A 19,681-nucleotide genomic window follows, 5' to 3' on the forward strand; every position below is an offset into this window, starting at 1 on the left:
CTGTATTTATCCTTTTACAGCTCCTGCTGCCATACCTGATACAATCTTTTCACTGAAGAATAGGAACAGAATAAATGGTGGTATCGTAATTAACAATACGTTTGCAAATAATAGGTTCCAATCCGTGTTGAACATACTCATAAAGTTATACAGTGTTAATTGTACTGTGGCATTTTCAGAACCTGGAAAGAAGTATAATGGGTGAACGAAGTCGTTGAAAATCGTTACCGCGTTTAAAATAATAACGGTAGAGTGTACCGGTTTTAACATCGGGAAAATGATTTTTGTAAATAGCTGCAATCCACCAGTACCATCGATAATAGCAGCTTCGTCAATTTCTTTAGGTATTGCTGCAATAAACCCTGTGTATAGAAGGATTGTAAATGGTATTTGAATAGCAGCCTCTACAAGGATGATCCCTGTAAAAGATTTAAAGATTCCGAACTGCTCTAATACCCATATAGTCGGAACAACTGCTGGTGGAATCATTAATCCAGCAAGGAATAATCCACTTAGCGTTTTTGATAATTTACTAACACGACGGTGCAATACAAACGCCGCCATTGAACCAACGAAGATTAAGATTACAATAGATACTACCGTAATTACGGTACTGTTGAAAAATGCTGTTAATAGCATATAGTCTCGTGCTTGAATAACTTCAACTATATTTTCCCAAATTCTAAATTCCGTCGGCCACGCAATCGAAAGCTGTGCGGCATCTGCACTATTTTTCATAGCATTCACAATGATGAAATAGAATGGAACTAAGAAAAAGATCGAACAAACAATAACAGCAAAGATTTCAATTATGAGCTGAATTGCGTTCTTCTTTTGCTTTTCTTTGCTATTTACTTGATTAGATTGAGTCATGCTGTGTGTCTGGCTCATAAGTCCACCTCTTTCCTATTCAGGAATCTAAAGATTGGATATACGATGATAGCAACTATCAAGAATAGAAGTACGTTACCAGCAGTAGATAAACCATAGAATCCTGCTTGGTATTGCTTATAAATAATAGATGCGATTAAGTCAGAACTAAATCCAGGTCCTCCACCAGTCATTGCCCAAACGAGGTCAAATGTACGGAGACCACCGATAAGTGCTAACATAACAACCGTATTAATGGCTGGTCTAGAAAGTGGTAAAGTAATATGAACAAATGCATTCCACTTGTTTCCACCGTCAATTTGGATTGCCTCATAATAATCATTTGGAATGGACATCATACCCGCGATAAGGATTACGGTTGCAATACCAAGTCCCTTCCAAACATCTACTAATGCAACCGAATAAATAGCTAGATTAGGATTTCCTAACCAATCCGGTCCATCGATACCAATCATTCCTAATACGACGTTTATTAACCCTTCAGAAGGGTGCATTAGAACACTGAATGTAATACCGACTGCAATCGTACTAACAAGCACCGGGAAGAATATTGTGGAGCGAACGAATCGCTTTGTTTTCAATTTGGATGTTAAAATAACCGCCAAGAATATCCCTACAACTACTTTTAACCCTGCTGTTAAAAAGGCAAAGATAAACGTATTCTTGAATCCAATCATTAAGGAAGGCTCCTCGAAGAACATTCTAAAGTTCTCGAATCCAATCCATTCCCATTCTGTTAATGTCCAACGAGTAAATCCGAAGAAAAAGGACACAACAGTAGGATAAAGGAAAAGTAGCGCGTAAATTAATAAGGCGGGTAACAATAACCAGTAGCTATATATCTTGTTTGACTTCATCTCCCTGTCACCCCTATCAAAATTGTTTGGAAAAGCCCTGTTATGCTACTACGTTATAACAGGGCTTTTTTCTTCTCTATAGATGGTTTACCATCCTTCAATTTGTAACTGCTTCGCTTGACGTTCTACGTCACGATCGTACTTATCTGCACCTTCTTCAGGTGGTACCATTCCTAATCCAACCTCTACAGTAATCTGCTCTAGGTTTGGACCTTTAAGTGGAGACAAGAATTCAAGTGCTGGAGCTGTTTTACCTGCATCTTGATACTCCATCATATCTTTAACTGCTGTATACGCATCATCTGGTAATTCTACGTCATGCAATGCGTATGGACCATATGCTTTCATATTAGCCATATACGTCTCTTGACCTTCCTCAGAAACAAAGTATTCTAACCATTGTTTCGCTGCATCAGCATTTTCGGAATTAGCATTTACTGCAAGAGTAGCTGGAATCCAAATCGTTGCACCATGATTGTCTGGATCATCACTTGGTTGGCCAAAGAAACCAATGTCATTTACTTGATCAGGGAAACGATCATTGATTGCTTGCAATGTCGTCGTTAGCATTGGATAGTGTGCTGCTTCACCAGTTGCTAACATTTCGATTGCGTCCTCATAGCTAGTAGCTGTTTCTTCGTCATTGTAATGACCATGATCTTGTAAATCTTGTAATTTTTCAAATCCTGCTAAAGCAATTGGAGTAGAAGCAAATTTCGCCTCATTGTTTGTAAATTTATCCGCAAATTCTGGATCAACGGAATGTACGTTATAATAGTCACCTAGTAAGATAACTTGTGATGTCCAAGTATCTTTAAAAGAAGCAATTACAGGGACCTTTCCTGCTTCTTTAATTTTGTCATTATTCGCAAGTAGTTCATCCCAAGTAGTCGGAACTTCTAATCCTAATTCTTCATAAACTTTAACGTTATACATCCATCCACCAGCAAAAGTAGATTCACCAGGAACACCATATACTCCTTCACCTACTGTAACAGCTTCTTTAAAGTCATCTGTTACTCGGTCCATGAAAGCTTCACCAGATAAATCTAGGAAATGCTCTTCTGGATTCAATGCTTGGAATAAGGAACCTGAGTTATACCACATGATATCTGTCATTTCGTCGGTAGCCAATCTTGTCTTTACAATATTGTCTCCCTCTGTACCACCTGGTCGTAATTCAAATTCTGTTTGGATATTAAATTTTTCCTCAATATCCTCTGCTACAGCTTCTAAACCATCTGTTACCGTTTGGTTGTCAATCAAGAAGCTAAGTGTAATCGGGTCTTCACTATCACCTGATGTTTCGTTACTATCTGAGTCACTATCACCACTACCACAAGCTGCTAGAAGTAAAAGTAACAATGCTGCAAAAATTGCGATTAGTGCTTTTCTACTAAAAAGTTTCATTTGAATTTACCCCCTTGTTAATAACTTAAGTACACTTATAGTATAAAACGCTTCCACACCCTCGAAATACCTATTTATTTAACAAATAAGGGGGGTGATTTTTACTAATCGAAAAAATCACCCCTCCTCCTTAATTGATTCTTTATATTCAGTCGGTGTTAAACCCGTCATTTTTTTAAATACATTGCGAAAATGCTTCACATCATGATAGCCAACTAACTCCGCTACTACTACTGTTCTGTCTACTCCCTCTTGAAAGAACGCTTTTGCTTGATTGATTCGCACTTTCACTAAATATTCGGAGAAAGTCAAGCCTGTTTGTTCTTTAAATTCTCGTGATAAATAACTAAGACTGACATGATGTTCATCTGCAAACTGTTGAAAAGTAATCGACTGTTGATACGATTCTTCTATCCACTGTTTTACTTTTGGAATTAAATGTTTTGGAGCAACTTGCTGATCAGATTGAGTAGTTTCTGTTAGTTTATAAACTAAACCATGCAACCAATCTTCTAATTCTTCATAGCTAACTAATCGATTTAATTTATCAAAATAGTCGTCCATTTCATCCAATTGCATAACGGGTCGCGTTGATTGCTGTAAATTATACTGAAGCGCATAATACATATCCATTAAGAATCGAAATAATTGTCGTTGTGTAAGTGGATAAGCTATTAATTGCTTGTATAGTTCTCCTATTTGCTCATCCACATTGGCAAATTCTCGGTTTACCAATTTGTGCTCGATGACTCGAACTTTATCCCATAAGTGGCTGATTTCAGGTTCAATTATAGGTGTAAGCTCTGTTACTGCGGTTGGCCGGCCAAACAATTTACCTTTTTCAAGCTGGAGCGTTGCATTTTGAAAGATTTCATTTAATGGAATATTCTCATTTTTAACAAGTGTAAACGTGTGTGCTTGTCCGAATTGTTGGTGGTAGCGATGAATCTCCTGCAAAGGGAAGCTTTCCAGTTTCTCCTTGGGCTTTAATTCGATAAGCAACACTTTTTGCCTCCCGGATATCGGTAGTGACCAGCAGGCTCGATCATCCCCGACAATTTCCTTAATCGTCTGGACCTCTATCTTCTCCATATCAATAATCGGTGCTAGCCAATTTCCAAATAACGTATACATAAATAAAAATCGTTGACTATCTAGCTCTTGAATATCATAATTTTTCTGTTGAATTGAATCAATTAACATTTTATTAATCGACCAATGCTGTCGGTCCTTCTCTTCACGCTTTTTCTTGCGAATCTCTGTTATCATTCGATCAACTGTTTTATATAATTCTTCTTTTTTCACCGGCTTCAATAGATAATCTGCAACACCTAATTGAATACCTCGTTGTGCATAACTAAACGTATCATGTACCGTTAGTAAGATACATTCAACGGACGGATTTACTGCTTTTGTTTTCTTAATAAGCTGAAGTCCATCCATTAATGGCATCGTAATATCCGTAATAAGCAAGTCTGGAGTCACGTTTTTAAAGTATTGGAATGCTTCCTCTCCATTTGGAAAATAATATAGGTTATGCTCGTCCTCATACTTTTTCAAAAGAGCTTTCAATTCTTCTAATGCCCAATATTCATCTTCTGCAATAAAGATATTCATCCGTATTCCTCCCCAGTTAGTCTAATGGTAATGATATTCGAATTAATGAGCCTTTTTCCCATTCACTATCTATCGTCAGCTCATATCGATATCCGTACATGAGTCGTAGCCTTTGCGAAACATTATTTAAACCAATCCCGGTCGTCTCATCAATGATTTTTTTCCGTTTACTTTCTTCTCTCACTCTTTCTAATGTCTGCTCGTCCATTCCTACACCATTGTCTCGAACCTCGATGATTAATTGTTCGTTCTCCGTCCAAGCATGGAGTAGAATCTCTCCGTCGCTATCCATGTTCTTTAATCCATGATTTACTGCGTTTTCTATTAATGGCTGAATAAGAAGCTTCGGTATTTTAGCATCCATTGCTTCATCGGTAATTTGTTTTTTGAATATGAAGCGATCACGGAATCGATGTTGTAGGATGCGAATGTAATTATCAATATGCTCTACTTCAGCTCGAAGACTTACAGGTACATCCAATCCTTTCATACTATATTTAAATAGATCGGATAACGATTCTGATATTTCCGCTACCTCTTCCACACCTTTAATTCTGCTAATAGATTTCATCACATTTAACGTGTTATAAAGAAAGTGTGGGTTTATTTGCGACTGAAGCGCAGAAATTTTAGCATTCTTCTCTGTAATACTCGATTCATAGACTTCCGTAATTAGCTTATTAATACTGTCTAACATACTATTGTAAACTCGTGTTAGTACGTCCATTTCAGGATTGCCACTCGGCTTCATTCTATTCGTAAAATCCCCATCTTCTACTTTTCTCATCTTATCTACAATCGTATTTAGCGGTTTTGTAATCGTAAAGGATACAAAATAAGATATTAATCCAATTATAGCGATTACGATTGCTCCACTAATAACAATAAATAAGAGAACTTGGTTCCGTTCATATTCCAAAAACTGATTATCAATTAACACTAACGCATGCCATCCTGTATACTCCGAATAATTATTAGCATAGAGGTACGTTTGATTGTTCCAAATTAAATTTCCTTCCGTTTTCGGTTCTGAATTTATCTTAGTTAAATTTACATTTGCATCTTGGCCAATTAACTCTCTCTTTTGATCAAAGATTACGGTTTCCTGGTTATCGAGAATTAGAAATCTCACATACTCCTCTAAGCCTTCCATATTCTCCGTTTCTAACAATTGCAAAAAAACGTCGATATTGACATCTATTTTCATTGTTCCAATTTGCTCTCTTCGTGGAATACTATAAATATTCCGAACAAATGAAACGACTTTTAATTGTTCTCCATGTGAATTCGTTTTTTCAGAAGGTGGTAAAAATAAGATGGAATTTTTCTTAAGCTCGTCAAGCTCCTCCATCCATTTATCTTTTGTCGGATTGAACTTCAACTCAAGATTACCATTTCTCGTATAATCAAAAATAGTCCCATCCTTACTATAAATCGTAATTCCTTCTACACTTGACTGTGGATAAATATGATTGAGTAAACGTAGAAACACTTCATTTCGTACCGACATATCATCACGAATCGATTCCTCTCGGGTCAACACATCCTGAATCGTCGAATCCGTAAATATTGCCAATGATAGCCTTTCTATCTCTTCAAAATATAAATCGACCGTTCTAACAAACTGACCTGATAGTACATTTGAAAGTGACTGTGTCTGATTTTTCATCTCGTTAACGTTGTTCCAATATATAAATGTAGCAATTATAGTAATGAATAAAACGAAACCGCTTGCAAATGTAAGGAAAATTTTATTCCTTATCGGTAATGATCGATAATATCTTTTCATCCTTATCCCCACACTTTTTAGGTAATATATTTAAAATAACACATTTTGTCGAATTATGGCTAAATAAAAAATTGGATTGGTCATTATTCTTTGTAGACTTAGGTGGATTTATGTAGGAGTGCTCTAACATTAGATTCTTAGGTGTGAAGATTGGATAACTCGGTGGAACATGGGATATTGGAGGTGGAACATGGGATTTACACATTTAACATGAGATTCTAGAGGGTCAATATCGGATATGGAGGTGTGAAGATTAGATTCTGGTGGTTGATTATGGATTTACACATTTAATGAGATTCTGGCAGATCAATAACGGATATGGGGGTGTGCAGATTAGATGATTTTTCACATTTACTACTTTAAAAAATTCAGGTTGTCGAATTTTAACTAAGGAAAAATTGGAAGGTTTTTTTTGGGGTTTTATGGTTCACATCTAAGACTATTAACGCACGAGTATAGAGGTTGGTATATAAATAACATGGACATTCAAGCAGTTGACTAAAATAATCTTAAAAAATTAATAAGTGGAGAAAAGAAAATACCCCTTCCCCACTCATATACATATTACATCAACTTTTAGAGAATCGATTGAATTTCATTAATTTGATCTCGTGACAATTCTACTATTTCACTATTATCCATACTTGTATCAGAAGCTTCCATTAATACTAGTTTCGTATCTTTCTCGGTGATAGTGTTATGCCATAGTCCTTTTGGGATGTTGTAAAGCTTGTTTTTCACCATTTTAACACGACCAAAGTGAAATTGACCATTTTCTTCCGTTCCATAAACAAGAGTACACTCGCCTTCTAGTAGCACAAACAGTTCATCTGTTTCATTATGTCTTTCTAAATTAGTAAAGCCATTACGGTCATTTTCCGGTTTCCAATTTTTAATACCTAGCATCCATTCATCGTTTACATATACCTTTGACATACCTTCACCGTCATAATGATATTGTTTTATTTGCATGATTAGCCCCCCCTAATGTTGTGCTTATTTTTATGCTATTTTTGAATTACCCTTTCACAGAACCAGCAGTTAATCCTTCTATAAGTTGTTTTTGAGCGAAAAAGAATAGAACACATACAGGGATTATCGTAATTATTCCTCCAGCAGTTAATAAATCCCATTGAACGCCTAACTGACCTATTAAATTATTTAATGTAACAGGGATAGTCCTAGTTGCTTCATTCGTGAATAAAACGGCAAATGTATATTCATTCCACGACTGAATAAATATATACACACCTGTTGCAATTATAGATGGCATTAAAACCGGTAGAACAACATTGAAAAATGCTTTTACTCTATTCGCTCCATCAATCATGGCTGCTTCCTCTAGAGAGTTTGGCAAATCTTTCAAATATCCTGTCAACATCCAAACAGAAAATGGAATAGTGAATGTAGCATATGCAACAACTAATGATAACGGTGTATATAGTAAATTCACACTACGCATAATTGCAAATAAAGGTATAAGCAGTAATACGTTGGGGAACATATTATTCGTTAAGAAAAGACTCATAAAAATTCTTTTTCCCTTAAAATCAAACCTTGTAAAAGCATAAGCTGCTGATGTCGAAACAGTAAGTGTAACAACTGTAGTAATAGTCGCTACAAGTAAACTATTAAACATAGGTAGTAAGAAATTAAATTCGCCAAAAAGCTTTTGATATGACGCAAAAGTTAAATCTTTAGGCCAATACGTAACTGTTGCTCCATATAGTTCATGTTCTGGCTTAATCGACGTAACAAATGTCCAATAGAATGGGAATATTAAAAAAGTCAAAATCAAACCTAATGGAAGATATAATGTAAAACATTTATTAGCAAAGCTTTTCTTGGACATTTCACGCTCCCTCCTTAAAGGATTTTCTAATATAAGGAATCGCTACAGTAGCTAGCATAAACATTAATAATAATGCCATTCCTGAAGAATATCCTAAATCAAGAACTGTTGCCTTATTAAATATATATACACTTAATGTCTGTGTTGAATAAGATGGTCCTCCGCCAGTCATACTGTATATAATATCGACAGAGTTTGATACCCAAATGATTCGTAAAATAATTGTAATAAAAATCACGTTTTTTAAAGAAGGTATTGTAATTCTAAATAACTTTTGTAACTTTGTTGCTCCGTCAATATCTGCAGCTTCATACATTTCGTGGGAAATACTTTGCAAGCCTGCCAATATCATAATTGCAAAGAAAGGAATACCTTGCCAAATGATTGTTACTATCACCGAACTAAAAGCAGTAGATGTTTGTGATAGAAACATGATCGGTTGATCTATGATATTTAATTTCATTAATAGGTCGTTTAAAACACCATAATTTCCATCATAAATCCATTTCCACATTAAACCAATAAGTACCCCTGGTGTTGCCCACGGAATTAAACTAACAGCTCTTACTATTCCTCTACCTTTAAATTGTTGATTTAATAATAATGCAAGAATAAAACCAAAAATGAATTGTAAACCTACCCCGAGAATTACCCAAATCAAAGTATTTTTAACTGCTGTCCAAAATATCTCATCTTGAAACATTTCAATGTAATTCTTTAACCCAATAAAAGATATCTTGTCAGGTCTTCTTAAATCATAATTCTGGAAGCTCATAAAAATGGCCTCTATAATTGGATAAAACACCACAAATGCTACAATTAGAAGTGCTGGTGATATTAATATGTAAGGCCAAATATTGAACTTTTTCTTTTTCATCTGTTTCACCTCTTTTTATACAATGGAGTGGCAGTTATCCAACAACTGCCACCCTGTATTAAAGAATCCTGACAAAATTATTCTTCATGCAATCCTTCGTGTAAAATTTCCATAGCTTCATCTGCTGATCTTTCACCTAAGAGTGCAGAAGCTATAGTATTTGGCCAAATGGTATTAATCCATTCAGTTGTCGTATCTTTAATTGGAACAATGCCAGCATAGGACATTCCATCAATAGAAGCTTTCATAAATTCATTTTCTTGGAAGAAATCAAGTTCCTGAACTGTCTTGCTTACTGGTACGTTTCCAGTTGCTACTGTCCAATCTTCTTGTCCTTTTTCCGCTGCTAAGTATGAAACCCATTCAAAAGCAGCATCTTTATGTTCTGAAGATTCAAAAATAACATTCTCTGTATCCCCCATTGATGTCCATTGACCTTCACCTGCAGGGAATGGGAACGCAGATACATCATCTCCAAAGGTTTCAACCATATCAGCAGAAGAACCTGTGTGATGAATTGTCATTGCTGTGTGTCCTGATTTAAAATTAGCTATAATTTCATTAAATCCGTCTGTTGTAGCTGTTTTCGGTACATAGCCATTTTCGTATATATCTATAAAATCCTGCATTCCTCGAATAGAAGCCTCACTAGTTAAATCATCAAAGCTCCCACCACGGGCATGGATAAAACTCCCCCAAGGTTCTTGCCCACCTGTAGCACCTCTCATTCCAAATCCATAAATATCAGTCTGTCCATCACCATCAGTATCCATTGTTGTCTTTTCGATTGCTGTAAGAAATTCTTCATAAGTGGTTGGAACTTCAACCCCTGCTTCCTCAAAGATGGATGGTCTATAATACACATAGAGCACTTGAGTATTCCAAGGCATCAAATATATACTGTCCGTCCCACTAGCTGTTTTCATAATGTCATAGATATTTGGGTCAATGTCATCCTTTTTATCCCAATTTTCTATATAATCATCTAAATTAGCTAGCAAATCATTGGCTGTGAATAACGGAGTAGACGTGAGTTTAAAAGTTGCAACATCAGGTGCCCCACCACCTACTGAAGCAGTAAATAATGTTTCCATAAATCCACCTCCATCCCATGGATACTCTTCTCCTACTACAGTTATACCTTTGTCGTTTGTCTCATTAAATTCTGTAATAATATTTTGCATTAGATCAGAATAATCAGAGTTATCGGCCCAATACCAATAAGTAAGCGTTGGGCCTTCTCCATCATCACTTTCAGAATTCGTATTTTTATTAGTGGAGCTATCAGTTTCATCTGTCGTGCTTGGAGAATTACTAGCTGCTGTACATCCAAATAAACCAACACTAAATAAAGCTACAAGAGTAATAACTAACAATCTTTTCATCATTTTCTCCCCTTTATACATTCTAAGCACTATAATCCTTTTTTCATTCTTGGTGATGATTACTTTGATGAAACAGCCATTACATTTTTCTTTTCTATTACTTCTTCTACTGCTTCAACAATTTTCTCCGCAGTTAAACCGTACTTAGTTAACAGTTCTTCTGGAGGTCCAGATTCCCCAAAAGTATCTTGAGTTCCTATCCTTTTTAAAGGGATAGGAAATTTCTCGGATAAAACTTCTGCCACAGCACCTCCTAATCCGCCAATTATTGAATGTTCTTCTGCAGTGACAACACACCCCGTTTTTTTCGCTGATTCTAGCACTGCGACTTCATCCAATGGCTTAATGGTGTGTATATTTATAATTTCAGCGTCAACACCCTTTTTTGCTAATATGTCATGAGCTTCAACGGCTCTTTCCACCATTATTCCGCATGCAAAAATCGTGACGTCTTTACCTTCCTTCATTTTGCGCGCTTTACCAATTTTAAATTCCCCTACACCGTTTGTAAGCTCTGAAACTGGCGTTCTACCAAGTCTCAAATATATTGGCCCTTGGTACTCAGCTGCTGCTTTTGTGGCTTCATAAGCTTCAGAAGCATCTGCCGGAACTAAAACTGTCATATTCGGCATAGCTCGCATTGAGGCAATGTCCTCTAAAGCTTGGTGTGTGGCACCATCTTCACCTGTTGTCAAACCCGCATGACTAACTGCTAGTTTTACATTTGAATTGTTATAGCAAACAGCCAATCGAATTTGTTCGTTCGCACGTTGTGCTGCAAATACAGCATAAGTTGTAGTAAATGGAATATATCCTGACAACGCCAACCCTGCTGCCGTTCCTATCATATCTTGTTCTGCAATTCCTATTTGAAAATAACGTTCTGGATAAGCTTCTGCAAAATAGTGCACTTTAACCGATTCAGCTAAATCCGCACCTAAAGCAACTACTTTTTCATTTTCTTCTCCCAATTCCATCATCGCTTGCCCAAATCCATCACGACCTGCTCTTTGTGCTGTCATTTCTTTTCCTCCTCAAGTAATCATTCGTTAGTTATTTAATCAATCAACACTAATTTAAACGCTTTCATTTAATTTAAAATTAAATCACTACCAAAATCAGTTTCTCCTATTTCTTGTAATGCTTGAAATGCCTGTTCTTTAGATGGCGCCTGTCCATGCCATACTGCTTTATTTTCCATATAGGAAATGCCATTTCCAAGTACTGTTTTAGCTATAATCGCAGTAGGAGATCCTTCATTTTTTTCAAATTGATCAAAAGCTTCCTTTACTTCAGATAAATTATGACCGTCTATATTTATAACGTTCCAACCAAATGATTTGAATTTTTCATCGATTGGTTCAATGTTCATAATATCTTTAACATGACCATCTATTTGAATATTATTCCAATTTACTATTAAAGCGACATTATCTAGTTTATGATGTGCGGATGTCATAAGAGCTTCCCATATTTGTCCCTCTTGCAACTCCCCATCTCCTACTAAACAATAAACATTTGCATCGCTCTTTTTTAATTTTTGTGCCATTGCTATTCCATTAGCTATAGAAACTCCTTGTCCTAAAGGCCCAGATGCTGTTTCGATACCTACCAAATCTTCTCTTGACGGATGTCCTTGTAATCTCGAATTAATTTTACGAAAAGTACGTAATTCTTCTACATCAAAGTAACCGGTCCTAGCAAGTGAAGAGTATAGCGCCAAACAAATATGTCCATTACTTAAGATGAATCTATCTCTATCTTCCCAATCTGGATTTTTGGGGTTATGACGGAGTCGACTAAAGTATAATTCCGCAAAAATTTCTGCAGCTCCAATAGCACCTCCTGGATGCCCAGTATTTGCGGCAGTTAGTTGAATAATGTCCCTTTTAATTCTTTTAGCAATTTTTTCGAGAGTCTCGACAGATTGCATTTTGTTTCCTCCTTTAGAGTTTTCTATTTTTATATTTCAAGACATAAAGTCCAATATACGTGACCTTATATCTTTGAAATGTAAATCAAGTAATTCTTCTGCTTTTTCAACATCTTGTATGACGATTGTTTCATACAGCTTTTTATGTAGTTCCGCAGCTTCTAATAATTTGGTGGATCTATGAAATTCACTCATTTCATCAAACAATTCCCAAAAAGCTGTGAGAAGTTGATCTAGTAAAATATTATTTGTCCTAGAGTATAAAGTTCTATGAAATAAATGGTCCTCTTCATTGAAAACCTCATCGTTTTTTGCCTTTTCTGTCATACGATTTACTAGATCTCGCATCATTTGTAAATCTTCTAGTTTTAATGACTGAATAACACTTGGTAAGAATCCTTTTTCTAAAACCCTTCTGACCTCTAATAATTCTAATAATGTATTCGGTCTTGCACGTAATAAGATATTCCATCCATTCATTATGGAACTGCTTACATCCGGAAGTTGCACTGTTCTACCCTTTCCTTGAGCAGCAACAATAATTCCACTTGTTTCAAATTCTGCCAACAATTCACGAAGGGTCGGTCTACTGACATCAAATCTTGCTTTTAATTCATTCTCAGATGGTAATTTCTCTCCGTTGGATAAACATTCAACAATAAGATCGATAATTTGTTTTTTTAGAGCTTTCCTTTTTTCAAGAGCTTCATTCATTAGTTACATCACCTACATTAGTTGTTAAACAGATAGTACAACATGTCTTACAAGTTGTCAACGATTTATTAGAATTCATTTAAAAGTATTTAAATAAGTTTTTTATAATATTACTATTTAGAGTGGTAAATTTAAATATCTAATACAGTTGATAATCACTTAATACATATGGCTTTATCATGCTTTTAAGATAGATATATTAATGTTAAAAATATAAATTAAAATTAATACTGAGTACTAATTACCTTATATTATATATATTAGTAATACCCTAGTTGTATGACAAGTTTAGAATATTTATTTATACTCCTAAAAACAACACTATAAATTTTGAAATAACACCTTCATAGAAGTGCATAGAGATACTTTGATGTCAAATAATTTTATGCAATAGCGCATCATCCTATTTAATGTCATATTATGGTAAATTGAATATGGCGGTGTGAAGATTAGATTCTGGCGGTGGAACATGGGATTCTCACATAATCAGATTTGAAAAAATCTCCAGTTTTTATTTTTCTTCCATCATCTCCCTTCTATCGCGAGTGAAACTGGTCTATCGTGAGTCGTGCACCTTCTAGCGCGAGTGAATCATTCCGATCGAGCGTGGAGTGGTGTCTAACTCGAGTGAAGCAGGTCTATCGCGAGTCGAGTGGTCTCTATCTGGAGTGAAACTGGTCTATCGCGAGTCGAGTGGTCTCTATCTGGAGTGAAACTGGTCTATCTCGAGTCGAGTGGTCTCTATCTGGAGTGACATTGGCCTATCGCGAGTCAGGTGGTCTCTATCTGGAGTGAGATTGGTCTATCTCGAGTGAAGTGGTCCCTATCCGGAGTGAAACTAGTCTATCGAGAGTCAGGTGGTCTCTATCTGGAGTGAAACTGGTATATCCCGTGTCTTGCACCCTCTATCTCGAGTAAACCTGGTATATCTACCGTCGCGCACCTTCTATGGACCGTGAAAATCTCCTATCTACCGTCGCACACCTTCTATGAACCGTGAAAATCCCCTATCTACCGTCACACACCTTCTATGGACCGTGAATCATTCCTATCTACCGTCGCGCACCATCTATGGACCGTGAATCCTCTTTATCCAGCGTCGCGCTTTCCCCAACCTACGTCCTCATCTTCTAATCCTAAAAGGAAAGGTGTCGTTCCCAGTAAGGACGACACCTTTCGTTATTTAGTCAAATAGGTCACTGCTTCATTCACTCTCTTAAATAGTTCCTCATTACCTAGTTCTGTATCGGGATGGGTGAGCCGCAACCACTCTCTTCCGCTCATTTTCAAATCCTTCTTCTCATATTTCTTCCTCGGATCAAGACCTAATAGAAGAAGAGATTTGGCACGGGCATTCACTACATAGGGAGAAAATCGAATTTGTGAAGACTCCAATAAATGAACAAAAAGTGTAGTGCATTTAAGCTGCTTCTCTAGCAGTTCTTGAAATTCTTCTTGTGTTCCTTCTCGTATAATCGTCCGAATACGCTCTACGGTTATTATAGAGATACAGAAGCGAAGGAACGTGTACAGTAAAAACACAGTCTCTTGCTGCTTCCAATAACTCTTTATCGATAGTGAATCTAATAAAGCAATCAAGTCTGCAAAAGTGGCTAGCTTTTCAAACGTAAACTCTTCCCCATCTAGTTGACAGAAGACTTGTTGAATTCTACCTGTGTCAGTAGAGAGTTCTAACCGAATTCTATCGTTACCCACTTTTAAATCCAGCGTAGGACTAATGATTTTATATGAATAAAGGTCGTTCCCTTTTAAAGAAAGCTTTACTAATTTCCCTCTCACTCGCAAACTTCTAAAAATCGGGTTGGTTAAATATTTACGGACTATCTTCATCGATATCCCCTATTCCCCTAAATTCTTACATTCAATACCTAATTCAAATGGTATTTCCCTTTTTGAAAGGTAATAACCCCTGCTTCCATTAACGCACACAAATTCGCTTTCACGTATGGCTTTTTCACCCGCATTGCCTTCGCAAGCTGTCCTAACGTTAACGGTTTTTCCAGTAACTCTATGATTCGATCCCACTTCTTAATCGAGCAATGCTTCGGACTTTGCAAAAATTGAGCTAATAACTCTTTATCTTGCGCCGTCATCTTTTGATAAGAGGGAGATTCACTCACTGCCGACATCATGACAAAGGAACAGTCATCTTGTGTTTTCTGTTTTACCGTATTTTCAAAACTCTCTTCTAATAAGCCATTTAACACGTTTTCTAGATGAATAGACGTCTGTTCTGCTAGCTTACTAATAATTGGAGAAAAATAATTGCCTTCCTTCGAATACAGACTCTCCGCAGTTCCGTCCGACATTAAGAAGAACGCAGAAAACGAAGAAGCATTCTTACTCTTAAATAACTTCAACTGACGCCAGGCATGCTGGGATGTCGTAAATATTGTAGCATTCGCATATTCTCCATTCTCCGAAGAAGAAACACTGATTACCTTACCATCCTTGATTGCACCAATTTCCCCATCGCCTAAATGTAATATAAGTGCTTGATTATTCTTCACTGCCACAGCCAACATTGTCGAGGCAAAAGCTTTAATAGGTTCCTGTTCCGCCTCCGCAAGCTGTTGAAGCTCATTCAAGATAGTATCCATCACCATTTGCTGAGCTTCTGTTACATCCGCCATTTCAAAAATGTCATCAAACGAATCGTCTAACAAAATACATATCGTTTCTACTACTCGTTCTGCACCATAATGAGAATGAGAAGCACTGCCTGCACCATCGGCCAGTGCAATGACAGTCACTTCTCCTTGCTTACTATAAACTTTGTCCTGTACGGGGATATTTTTCTTTTCATGCCCTCGACCTTGGACTGCTGTCCCTATAATACTCCACATTTGTTCCATCCTAGATTTCTCCCCAGCTCTTAATTCCATCAACATCTAGCTTGATTGTTTCTCCTGGCATCGAGTCGGACACCGTACTTACAGACTGACTTAACCATTCGAAGAATTCTTTAAAATTCATTCCTTTAAGACGTAGCGGCGCACGTTTTGGTGAAAACTTCGACAATACATCCATATCTGCTTCTGGTCCAATCCCAATTGGAAAAATGGTAAGCTTACGATTATTAATTAACTCATTCGTACGATTTATCGCGCGACGCAATTCGCTTTCTGCTCCATTTGGTTCCCCGTCTGTCATCAGAACAAGCCACGGCTGATAGTAATCTACACCCGCTTCTCGATATTCATTTTTACGTTCTTCTAACAAATCTAACGCTAGATTTACCCCTTCCCCCATGGAAGTCGTACCATCCGCCTTCAGCTTCGGCGGATCTGGCTGAATATCAATCGTCGAATAATCTACTAAAGTTTTTGCACTACTATCAAACGTAACGACACAAATTTCTGCACCATAGCGAGCAACCTCATCATCCGCAATCGCTTCGTAAAAATGGTTTACCCCGTCCTGTAATTCATTAAGGGCAGTAATCCCTCCCTCTACTATGTTCCATTCCTTTCCATCTTGAAACACAGTACGTCCTGTATTTACCGTCTCACCACCAACAATTCGAAGCATTGATGAGCTCGTATCTAAACAAAGGCAAATCGGAATTCTCGGTGTTGGATTATCTAGTAAATCTTCCATACGCATTAATTGATTTTTTTCCATACTATTATTCCCCCTGAATCGTCTGTTGTTTTAAATCGTTAAACATTTCTATATAGAGATGCTTGCATTGTTCATACTCTTTGTTTTCAATGAACTCAATACAAGGTTGAATATATTGGTGCATCATTGTTTCGCAAATCTCTCCATATCGTTCACTTTGTTTAATAAACGATACGATTGCCGGTGCTTCTTCATAATATTGTTCAATCAACGGCACACCATCTACTTCCGCTCGTAACCAATTGTCTCGGTAAACTCTCAACGTTTCCAGCTCATAGCAATCGTCTGGTAAACCGTAATATTCACAAGCTACCGTTGATAAGAAACACCAACGGCTACTTTTCTCCTTACGAGGAGGTGTTTCCGTATGCGTGTAATCACGCGTACGTTGTGTTGTTGTATGTGTTGTCTGTTTATTGGAACGGCGACAATCCAAGCAACGTTTCGGATAATTATAGCCACGCTTATCATAAAACTCCTTGTCACGATATGTAAGCGAAAAATGCGTACCACAATCGTTACAGTGAATATGTTTAAACGTACTATTGTAATGAGCGTTACAATCTTTACAATGCTCAAAACCTTTCTTCATGTTTTTCACATGCTTTTCAAAGTTTGTAAAGATCATTTCCTTTCCACATCGGGTACACCCATATTCCTCACCTTTATAAAGACAACTGCGACAAATCCCCTTCGTTAACTGCCACTTTTGGTGACTTTGCCCACAAATAGAACAGTCTTGCAAACTCTTTTTCGACTCACCAATCATCTTAAACCGGCTCGGAAAAATATCATTCGCTATCTCATCTTGTTTAATCAATCGCCCAGAATCAAGATCTCGATAATAACGATTCATTACCTGTATCCAATCCGCTGTACTTAGACGTTTCGCTTCGGTAGCATGTGGTTGTCCTTTTTGGAATGTCTGATAAAAGGCTTCCTTCACTTTATAAGGTAAATTACTCCAAATATAACGCCATTGTCCCTTCGGTGTGTTTTCTGCTCGTTCTTCCTGACCATATGTATACGGAAAATCCATCGACTTAATATTATCTGCATTCGTTTCTCCACCTGTTTGACTGTAAGGTGACTTACCAAGGAAGAGAATACTGAACAGCAACGTCGCCACCGCAAAATATTCGTTACCAAACGTTCGTAGAAATTGCGGAAAATTTTTTCCTTGTATTTCCGGAGCCGTGTAGTTATCCGTTCCAACTGGGCAAGGAAACCCTTCTACCTGATAACTATCCACGTCTACTAAATAGACCTCTTCTGGAGAAACTACTAATATATTAAATGGATTGATATCCCCTAGAATAATATTTCTCTTATGTAAGTAATCAACCTTGTCCAAAATAGTTAAACTCAGCTTAACAAGGTCTTTCCTCGTCCAATTCGGATGTCGATTTTCAAAGACTTTTTTCGGAATAAATAAAAAGTGCTTCAGTTCTTTCCCAGCAGCTTTCGGCATTGTGTAGCCAATAAACTCATCATTTTCATTATAAAGAATGTCAATTGGGTAACAAATTCCTTCTTTTCGAATTGGTTTGCTAACCATCAATTTCAATTTTTCATATTTCTCTACCGTTACTTTTTCTTTTTTATAAATTTTCGCGACTACTTGTTGATCATCTGTCGCATAAACATTTCCTTCTCCGCCACTGCCTAGCTCTTTCCGAAGATGTACCCTCTCGTTGCTGCCTGTTCGAACATAGTTTCCCTCTTCGGCTACCTTTGTTACACGCATCGACTGATTCGACACCGCAGTGATTTCTGTTGCTAACTTAAATTTATCTACTTTATATGTATCTTTCTTTTCGTGATGTTGAGGTGGCTGTTGATTTGGAACGGTTTCTCCTTCCGCTCTCACTCTTTGAAAAAATCCAAAGCGATCAACTTTTTGAACGAATGCTCTTTTGCCTCGTACCGACTTAGATTCATTCAATTGTAAAATATCCTGTCCAAGATTTATATCATTTGTAATCAGAAGGACTGCATGTGTCACTCTTAATCTGGTAATTTGCATCGTAAACACATTATCTGCAAAATTATCTAATGATTTATCACCAAAAATATCAAGATAACTATTTCTCTGTAATTTGACTAAATACTTTAGCGCCTTCTCTGCCAGCTTCGCTAAATCTGGATTTTTCTTATTGTTATAATGCTTATTCAACTCTTCATACACACGATACGGTAAAATGAGTTTCTTAGTATGTTTCTCTAAATAAAAGTTAAGACGTTTTAAAAACGCTTCACTACTTGGTTGAAGTAATGCACTAGTATCAATAAAAATTACTTCACTTTGACGGATAACAAAATCCATATATTCGAGTGACTTTTTATCTTTTTCGTTCAATTCTTCTTCGTATTGCTCTTTTTTAACGTGCTCTTCTTTCGGTGTTGTCGCTTTCTTTGTTTGCATCGCATGCTGAAACTGCGTTAACTCCTCTTCCGACAATTCCGTATCAGACTTCCATTCTTTCTGGATACCGGCACGGTTTAGTTGATGTATTAACTGATCCAAGGGAAGGTTAAGCTGTTCCGCAAGATATTGTACCGTAAGACTCATTCAAGCATCCCCTTATTTACTGATTGAAATAACCCTGTTTGGTTTGTATATAGGTATAAGAAACCAAGCATTAAGACTTAATACCTTTTATAATACCATAATCCATCCGTTATGTAGGGAGAAAAATACGTTTTTCGAC

16 protein-coding genes are annotated in these 19,681 nt (G+C 36.8%); all 16 read right to left on the reverse strand.

Annotated elements, in window-relative coordinates; all coding sequences use genetic code 11:
• Positions 1-6: 6 nt before the first annotated feature.
• Entirely contained in the window at positions 7-891 is an 885-nt protein-coding gene (locus GGQ92_RS07965) for a carbohydrate ABC transporter permease (RefSeq protein ID WP_246384216.1), read from the reverse strand.
• Positions 888-1,748 (reverse strand): carbohydrate ABC transporter permease, encoded by an 861-nt coding sequence (locus GGQ92_RS07970; RefSeq protein ID WP_184246820.1) that lies wholly within the window; start codon positions 1,746-1,748, stop codon positions 888-890. Before GGQ92_RS07970 ends, GGQ92_RS07965 begins: the two co-directional genes overlap by 4 nt.
• A gap of 87 nt (positions 1,749-1,835) precedes the next feature.
• Positions 1,836-3,158: an ABC transporter substrate-binding protein gene (locus tag GGQ92_RS07975; RefSeq protein ID WP_184246823.1), complete on the reverse strand. Its 1,323-nt coding sequence runs from the start codon at positions 3,156-3,158 to the stop codon at positions 1,836-1,838.
• Between the two features lie 117 nt (positions 3,159-3,275).
• Positions 3,276-4,775, reverse strand: a complete 1,500-nt coding sequence (locus GGQ92_RS07980; protein ID WP_184246826.1) for a response regulator transcription factor — start codon at positions 4,773-4,775, stop codon at positions 3,276-3,278.
• A 16-nt stretch (positions 4,776-4,791) separates the two neighbouring features.
• Entirely contained in the window at positions 4,792-6,564 is a 1,773-nt protein-coding gene (locus tag GGQ92_RS07985; RefSeq protein ID WP_184246829.1) for a sensor histidine kinase, read from the reverse strand.
• 576 nt (positions 6,565-7,140) lie between these two features.
• Positions 7,141-7,536 (reverse strand): cupin domain-containing protein, encoded by a 396-nt coding sequence (locus tag GGQ92_RS07990; RefSeq protein WP_184246832.1) that lies wholly within the window; start codon positions 7,534-7,536, stop codon positions 7,141-7,143.
• 46 nt (positions 7,537-7,582) lie between these two features.
• Entirely contained in the window at positions 7,583-8,416 is an 834-nt protein-coding gene (locus GGQ92_RS07995) for a carbohydrate ABC transporter permease (RefSeq protein WP_184246835.1), read from the reverse strand.
• A 1-nt stretch (position 8,417) separates the two neighbouring features.
• Positions 8,418-9,293: a carbohydrate ABC transporter permease gene (locus GGQ92_RS08000; protein WP_184246838.1), complete on the reverse strand. Its 876-nt coding sequence runs from the start codon at positions 9,291-9,293 to the stop codon at positions 8,418-8,420.
• Positions 9,294-9,370: 77 nt separating this feature from the next.
• Positions 9,371-10,678 carry an ABC transporter substrate-binding protein gene (locus GGQ92_RS08005; RefSeq protein ID WP_221437269.1) on the reverse strand — a complete coding sequence of 436 codons (1,308 nt, stop codon included), beginning with the start codon at positions 10,676-10,678 and terminating at the stop codon, positions 9,371-9,373.
• A 59-nt stretch (positions 10,679-10,737) separates the two neighbouring features.
• A complete protein-coding gene (locus tag GGQ92_RS08010; RefSeq protein ID WP_184246844.1) occupies positions 10,738-11,700 on the reverse strand; it encodes a transketolase family protein in 963 nt (320 codons plus the stop codon).
• A 68-nt stretch (positions 11,701-11,768) separates the two neighbouring features.
• Complete coding sequence (locus GGQ92_RS08015) at positions 11,769-12,611, reverse strand: transketolase (RefSeq protein ID WP_184246847.1); 843 nt, start codon at positions 12,609-12,611, stop codon at positions 11,769-11,771.
• Positions 12,612-12,647: 36 nt separating this feature from the next.
• Positions 12,648-13,325, reverse strand: a complete 678-nt coding sequence (locus GGQ92_RS08020; protein WP_184246850.1) for a FadR/GntR family transcriptional regulator — start codon at positions 13,323-13,325, stop codon at positions 12,648-12,650.
• Positions 13,326-14,504: 1,179 nt separating this feature from the next.
• Positions 14,505-15,176: a hypothetical protein gene (locus GGQ92_RS08025; RefSeq protein ID WP_184246853.1), complete on the reverse strand. Its 672-nt coding sequence runs from the start codon at positions 15,174-15,176 to the stop codon at positions 14,505-14,507.
• Positions 15,177-15,214: 38 nt separating this feature from the next.
• Positions 15,215-16,201 carry a protein phosphatase 2C domain-containing protein gene (locus GGQ92_RS08030; RefSeq protein ID WP_184246856.1) on the reverse strand — a complete coding sequence of 329 codons (987 nt, stop codon included), beginning with the start codon at positions 16,199-16,201 and terminating at the stop codon, positions 15,215-15,217.
• A 1-nt stretch (position 16,202) separates the two neighbouring features.
• A complete protein-coding gene (locus tag GGQ92_RS08035) occupies positions 16,203-16,970 on the reverse strand; it encodes a vWA domain-containing protein (RefSeq protein ID WP_184246859.1) in 768 nt (255 codons plus the stop codon).
• A 4-nt stretch (positions 16,971-16,974) separates the two neighbouring features.
• Positions 16,975-19,542, reverse strand: coding sequence for a CFI-box-CTERM domain-containing protein (locus GGQ92_RS08040; RefSeq protein ID WP_184246862.1), 2,568 nt, complete (start codon positions 19,540-19,542; stop codon positions 16,975-16,977).
• Between the last annotated feature and the right edge of the window lie 139 nt (positions 19,543-19,681).

It is taken from the genome of Gracilibacillus halotolerans, from assembly GCF_014206945.1.
Lineage (GTDB): Bacteria > Bacillota > Bacilli > Bacillales > Amphibacillaceae > Gracilibacillus > Gracilibacillus halotolerans.

What these genes read in the sequence shown, in the direction of transcription:
- GGQ92_RS07990 (WP_184246832.1), bottom strand. Translation starts at nt 7,536, where the DNA reads ATGCAAATAAAACAATATCATTATGACGGTGAAGGTATGTCAAAGGTA.
- GGQ92_RS07995 (WP_184246835.1), bottom strand. Translation starts at nt 8,416, where the DNA reads ATGTCCAAGAAAAGCTTTGCTAATAAATGTTTTACATTATATCTTCCA.
- GGQ92_RS07970 (WP_184246820.1), bottom strand. Translation starts at nt 1,748, where the DNA reads ATGAAGTCAAACAAGATATATAGCTACTGGTTATTGTTACCCGCCTTA.
- GGQ92_RS08015 (WP_184246847.1), bottom strand. Translation starts at nt 12,611, where the DNA reads ATGCAATCTGTCGAGACTCTCGAAAAAATTGCTAAAAGAATTAAAAGG.
- GGQ92_RS07985 (WP_184246829.1), bottom strand. Translation starts at nt 6,564, where the DNA reads ATGAAAAGATATTATCGATCATTACCGATAAGGAATAAAATTTTCCTT.
- GGQ92_RS08030 (WP_184246856.1), bottom strand. Translation starts at nt 16,201, where the DNA reads ATGGAACAAATGTGGAGTATTATAGGGACAGCAGTCCAAGGTCGAGGG.
- GGQ92_RS07980 (WP_184246826.1), bottom strand. Translation starts at nt 4,775, where the DNA reads ATGAATATCTTTATTGCAGAAGATGAATATTGGGCATTAGAAGAATTG.
- GGQ92_RS08035 (WP_184246859.1), bottom strand. Translation starts at nt 16,970, where the DNA reads ATGGAAAAAAATCAATTAATGCGTATGGAAGATTTACTAGATAATCCA.
- GGQ92_RS07965 (WP_246384216.1), bottom strand. Translation starts at nt 891, where the DNA reads ATGAGCCAGACACACAGCATGACTCAATCTAATCAAGTAAATAGCAAA.
- GGQ92_RS08040 (WP_184246862.1), bottom strand. Translation starts at nt 19,542, where the DNA reads ATGAGTCTTACGGTACAATATCTTGCGGAACAGCTTAACCTTCCCTTG.
- GGQ92_RS08025 (WP_184246853.1), bottom strand. Translation starts at nt 15,176, where the DNA reads ATGAAGATAGTCCGTAAATATTTAACCAACCCGATTTTTAGAAGTTTG.
- GGQ92_RS08005 (WP_221437269.1), bottom strand. Translation starts at nt 10,678, where the DNA reads ATGAAAAGATTGTTAGTTATTACTCTTGTAGCTTTATTTAGTGTTGGT.
- GGQ92_RS08020 (WP_184246850.1), bottom strand. Translation starts at nt 13,325, where the DNA reads ATGAATGAAGCTCTTGAAAAAAGGAAAGCTCTAAAAAAACAAATTATC.
- GGQ92_RS08010 (WP_184246844.1), bottom strand. Translation starts at nt 11,700, where the DNA reads ATGACAGCACAAAGAGCAGGTCGTGATGGATTTGGGCAAGCGATGATG.
- GGQ92_RS08000 (WP_184246838.1), bottom strand. Translation starts at nt 9,293, where the DNA reads ATGAAAAAGAAAAAGTTCAATATTTGGCCTTACATATTAATATCACCA.
- GGQ92_RS07975 (WP_184246823.1), bottom strand. Translation starts at nt 3,158, where the DNA reads ATGAAACTTTTTAGTAGAAAAGCACTAATCGCAATTTTTGCAGCATTG.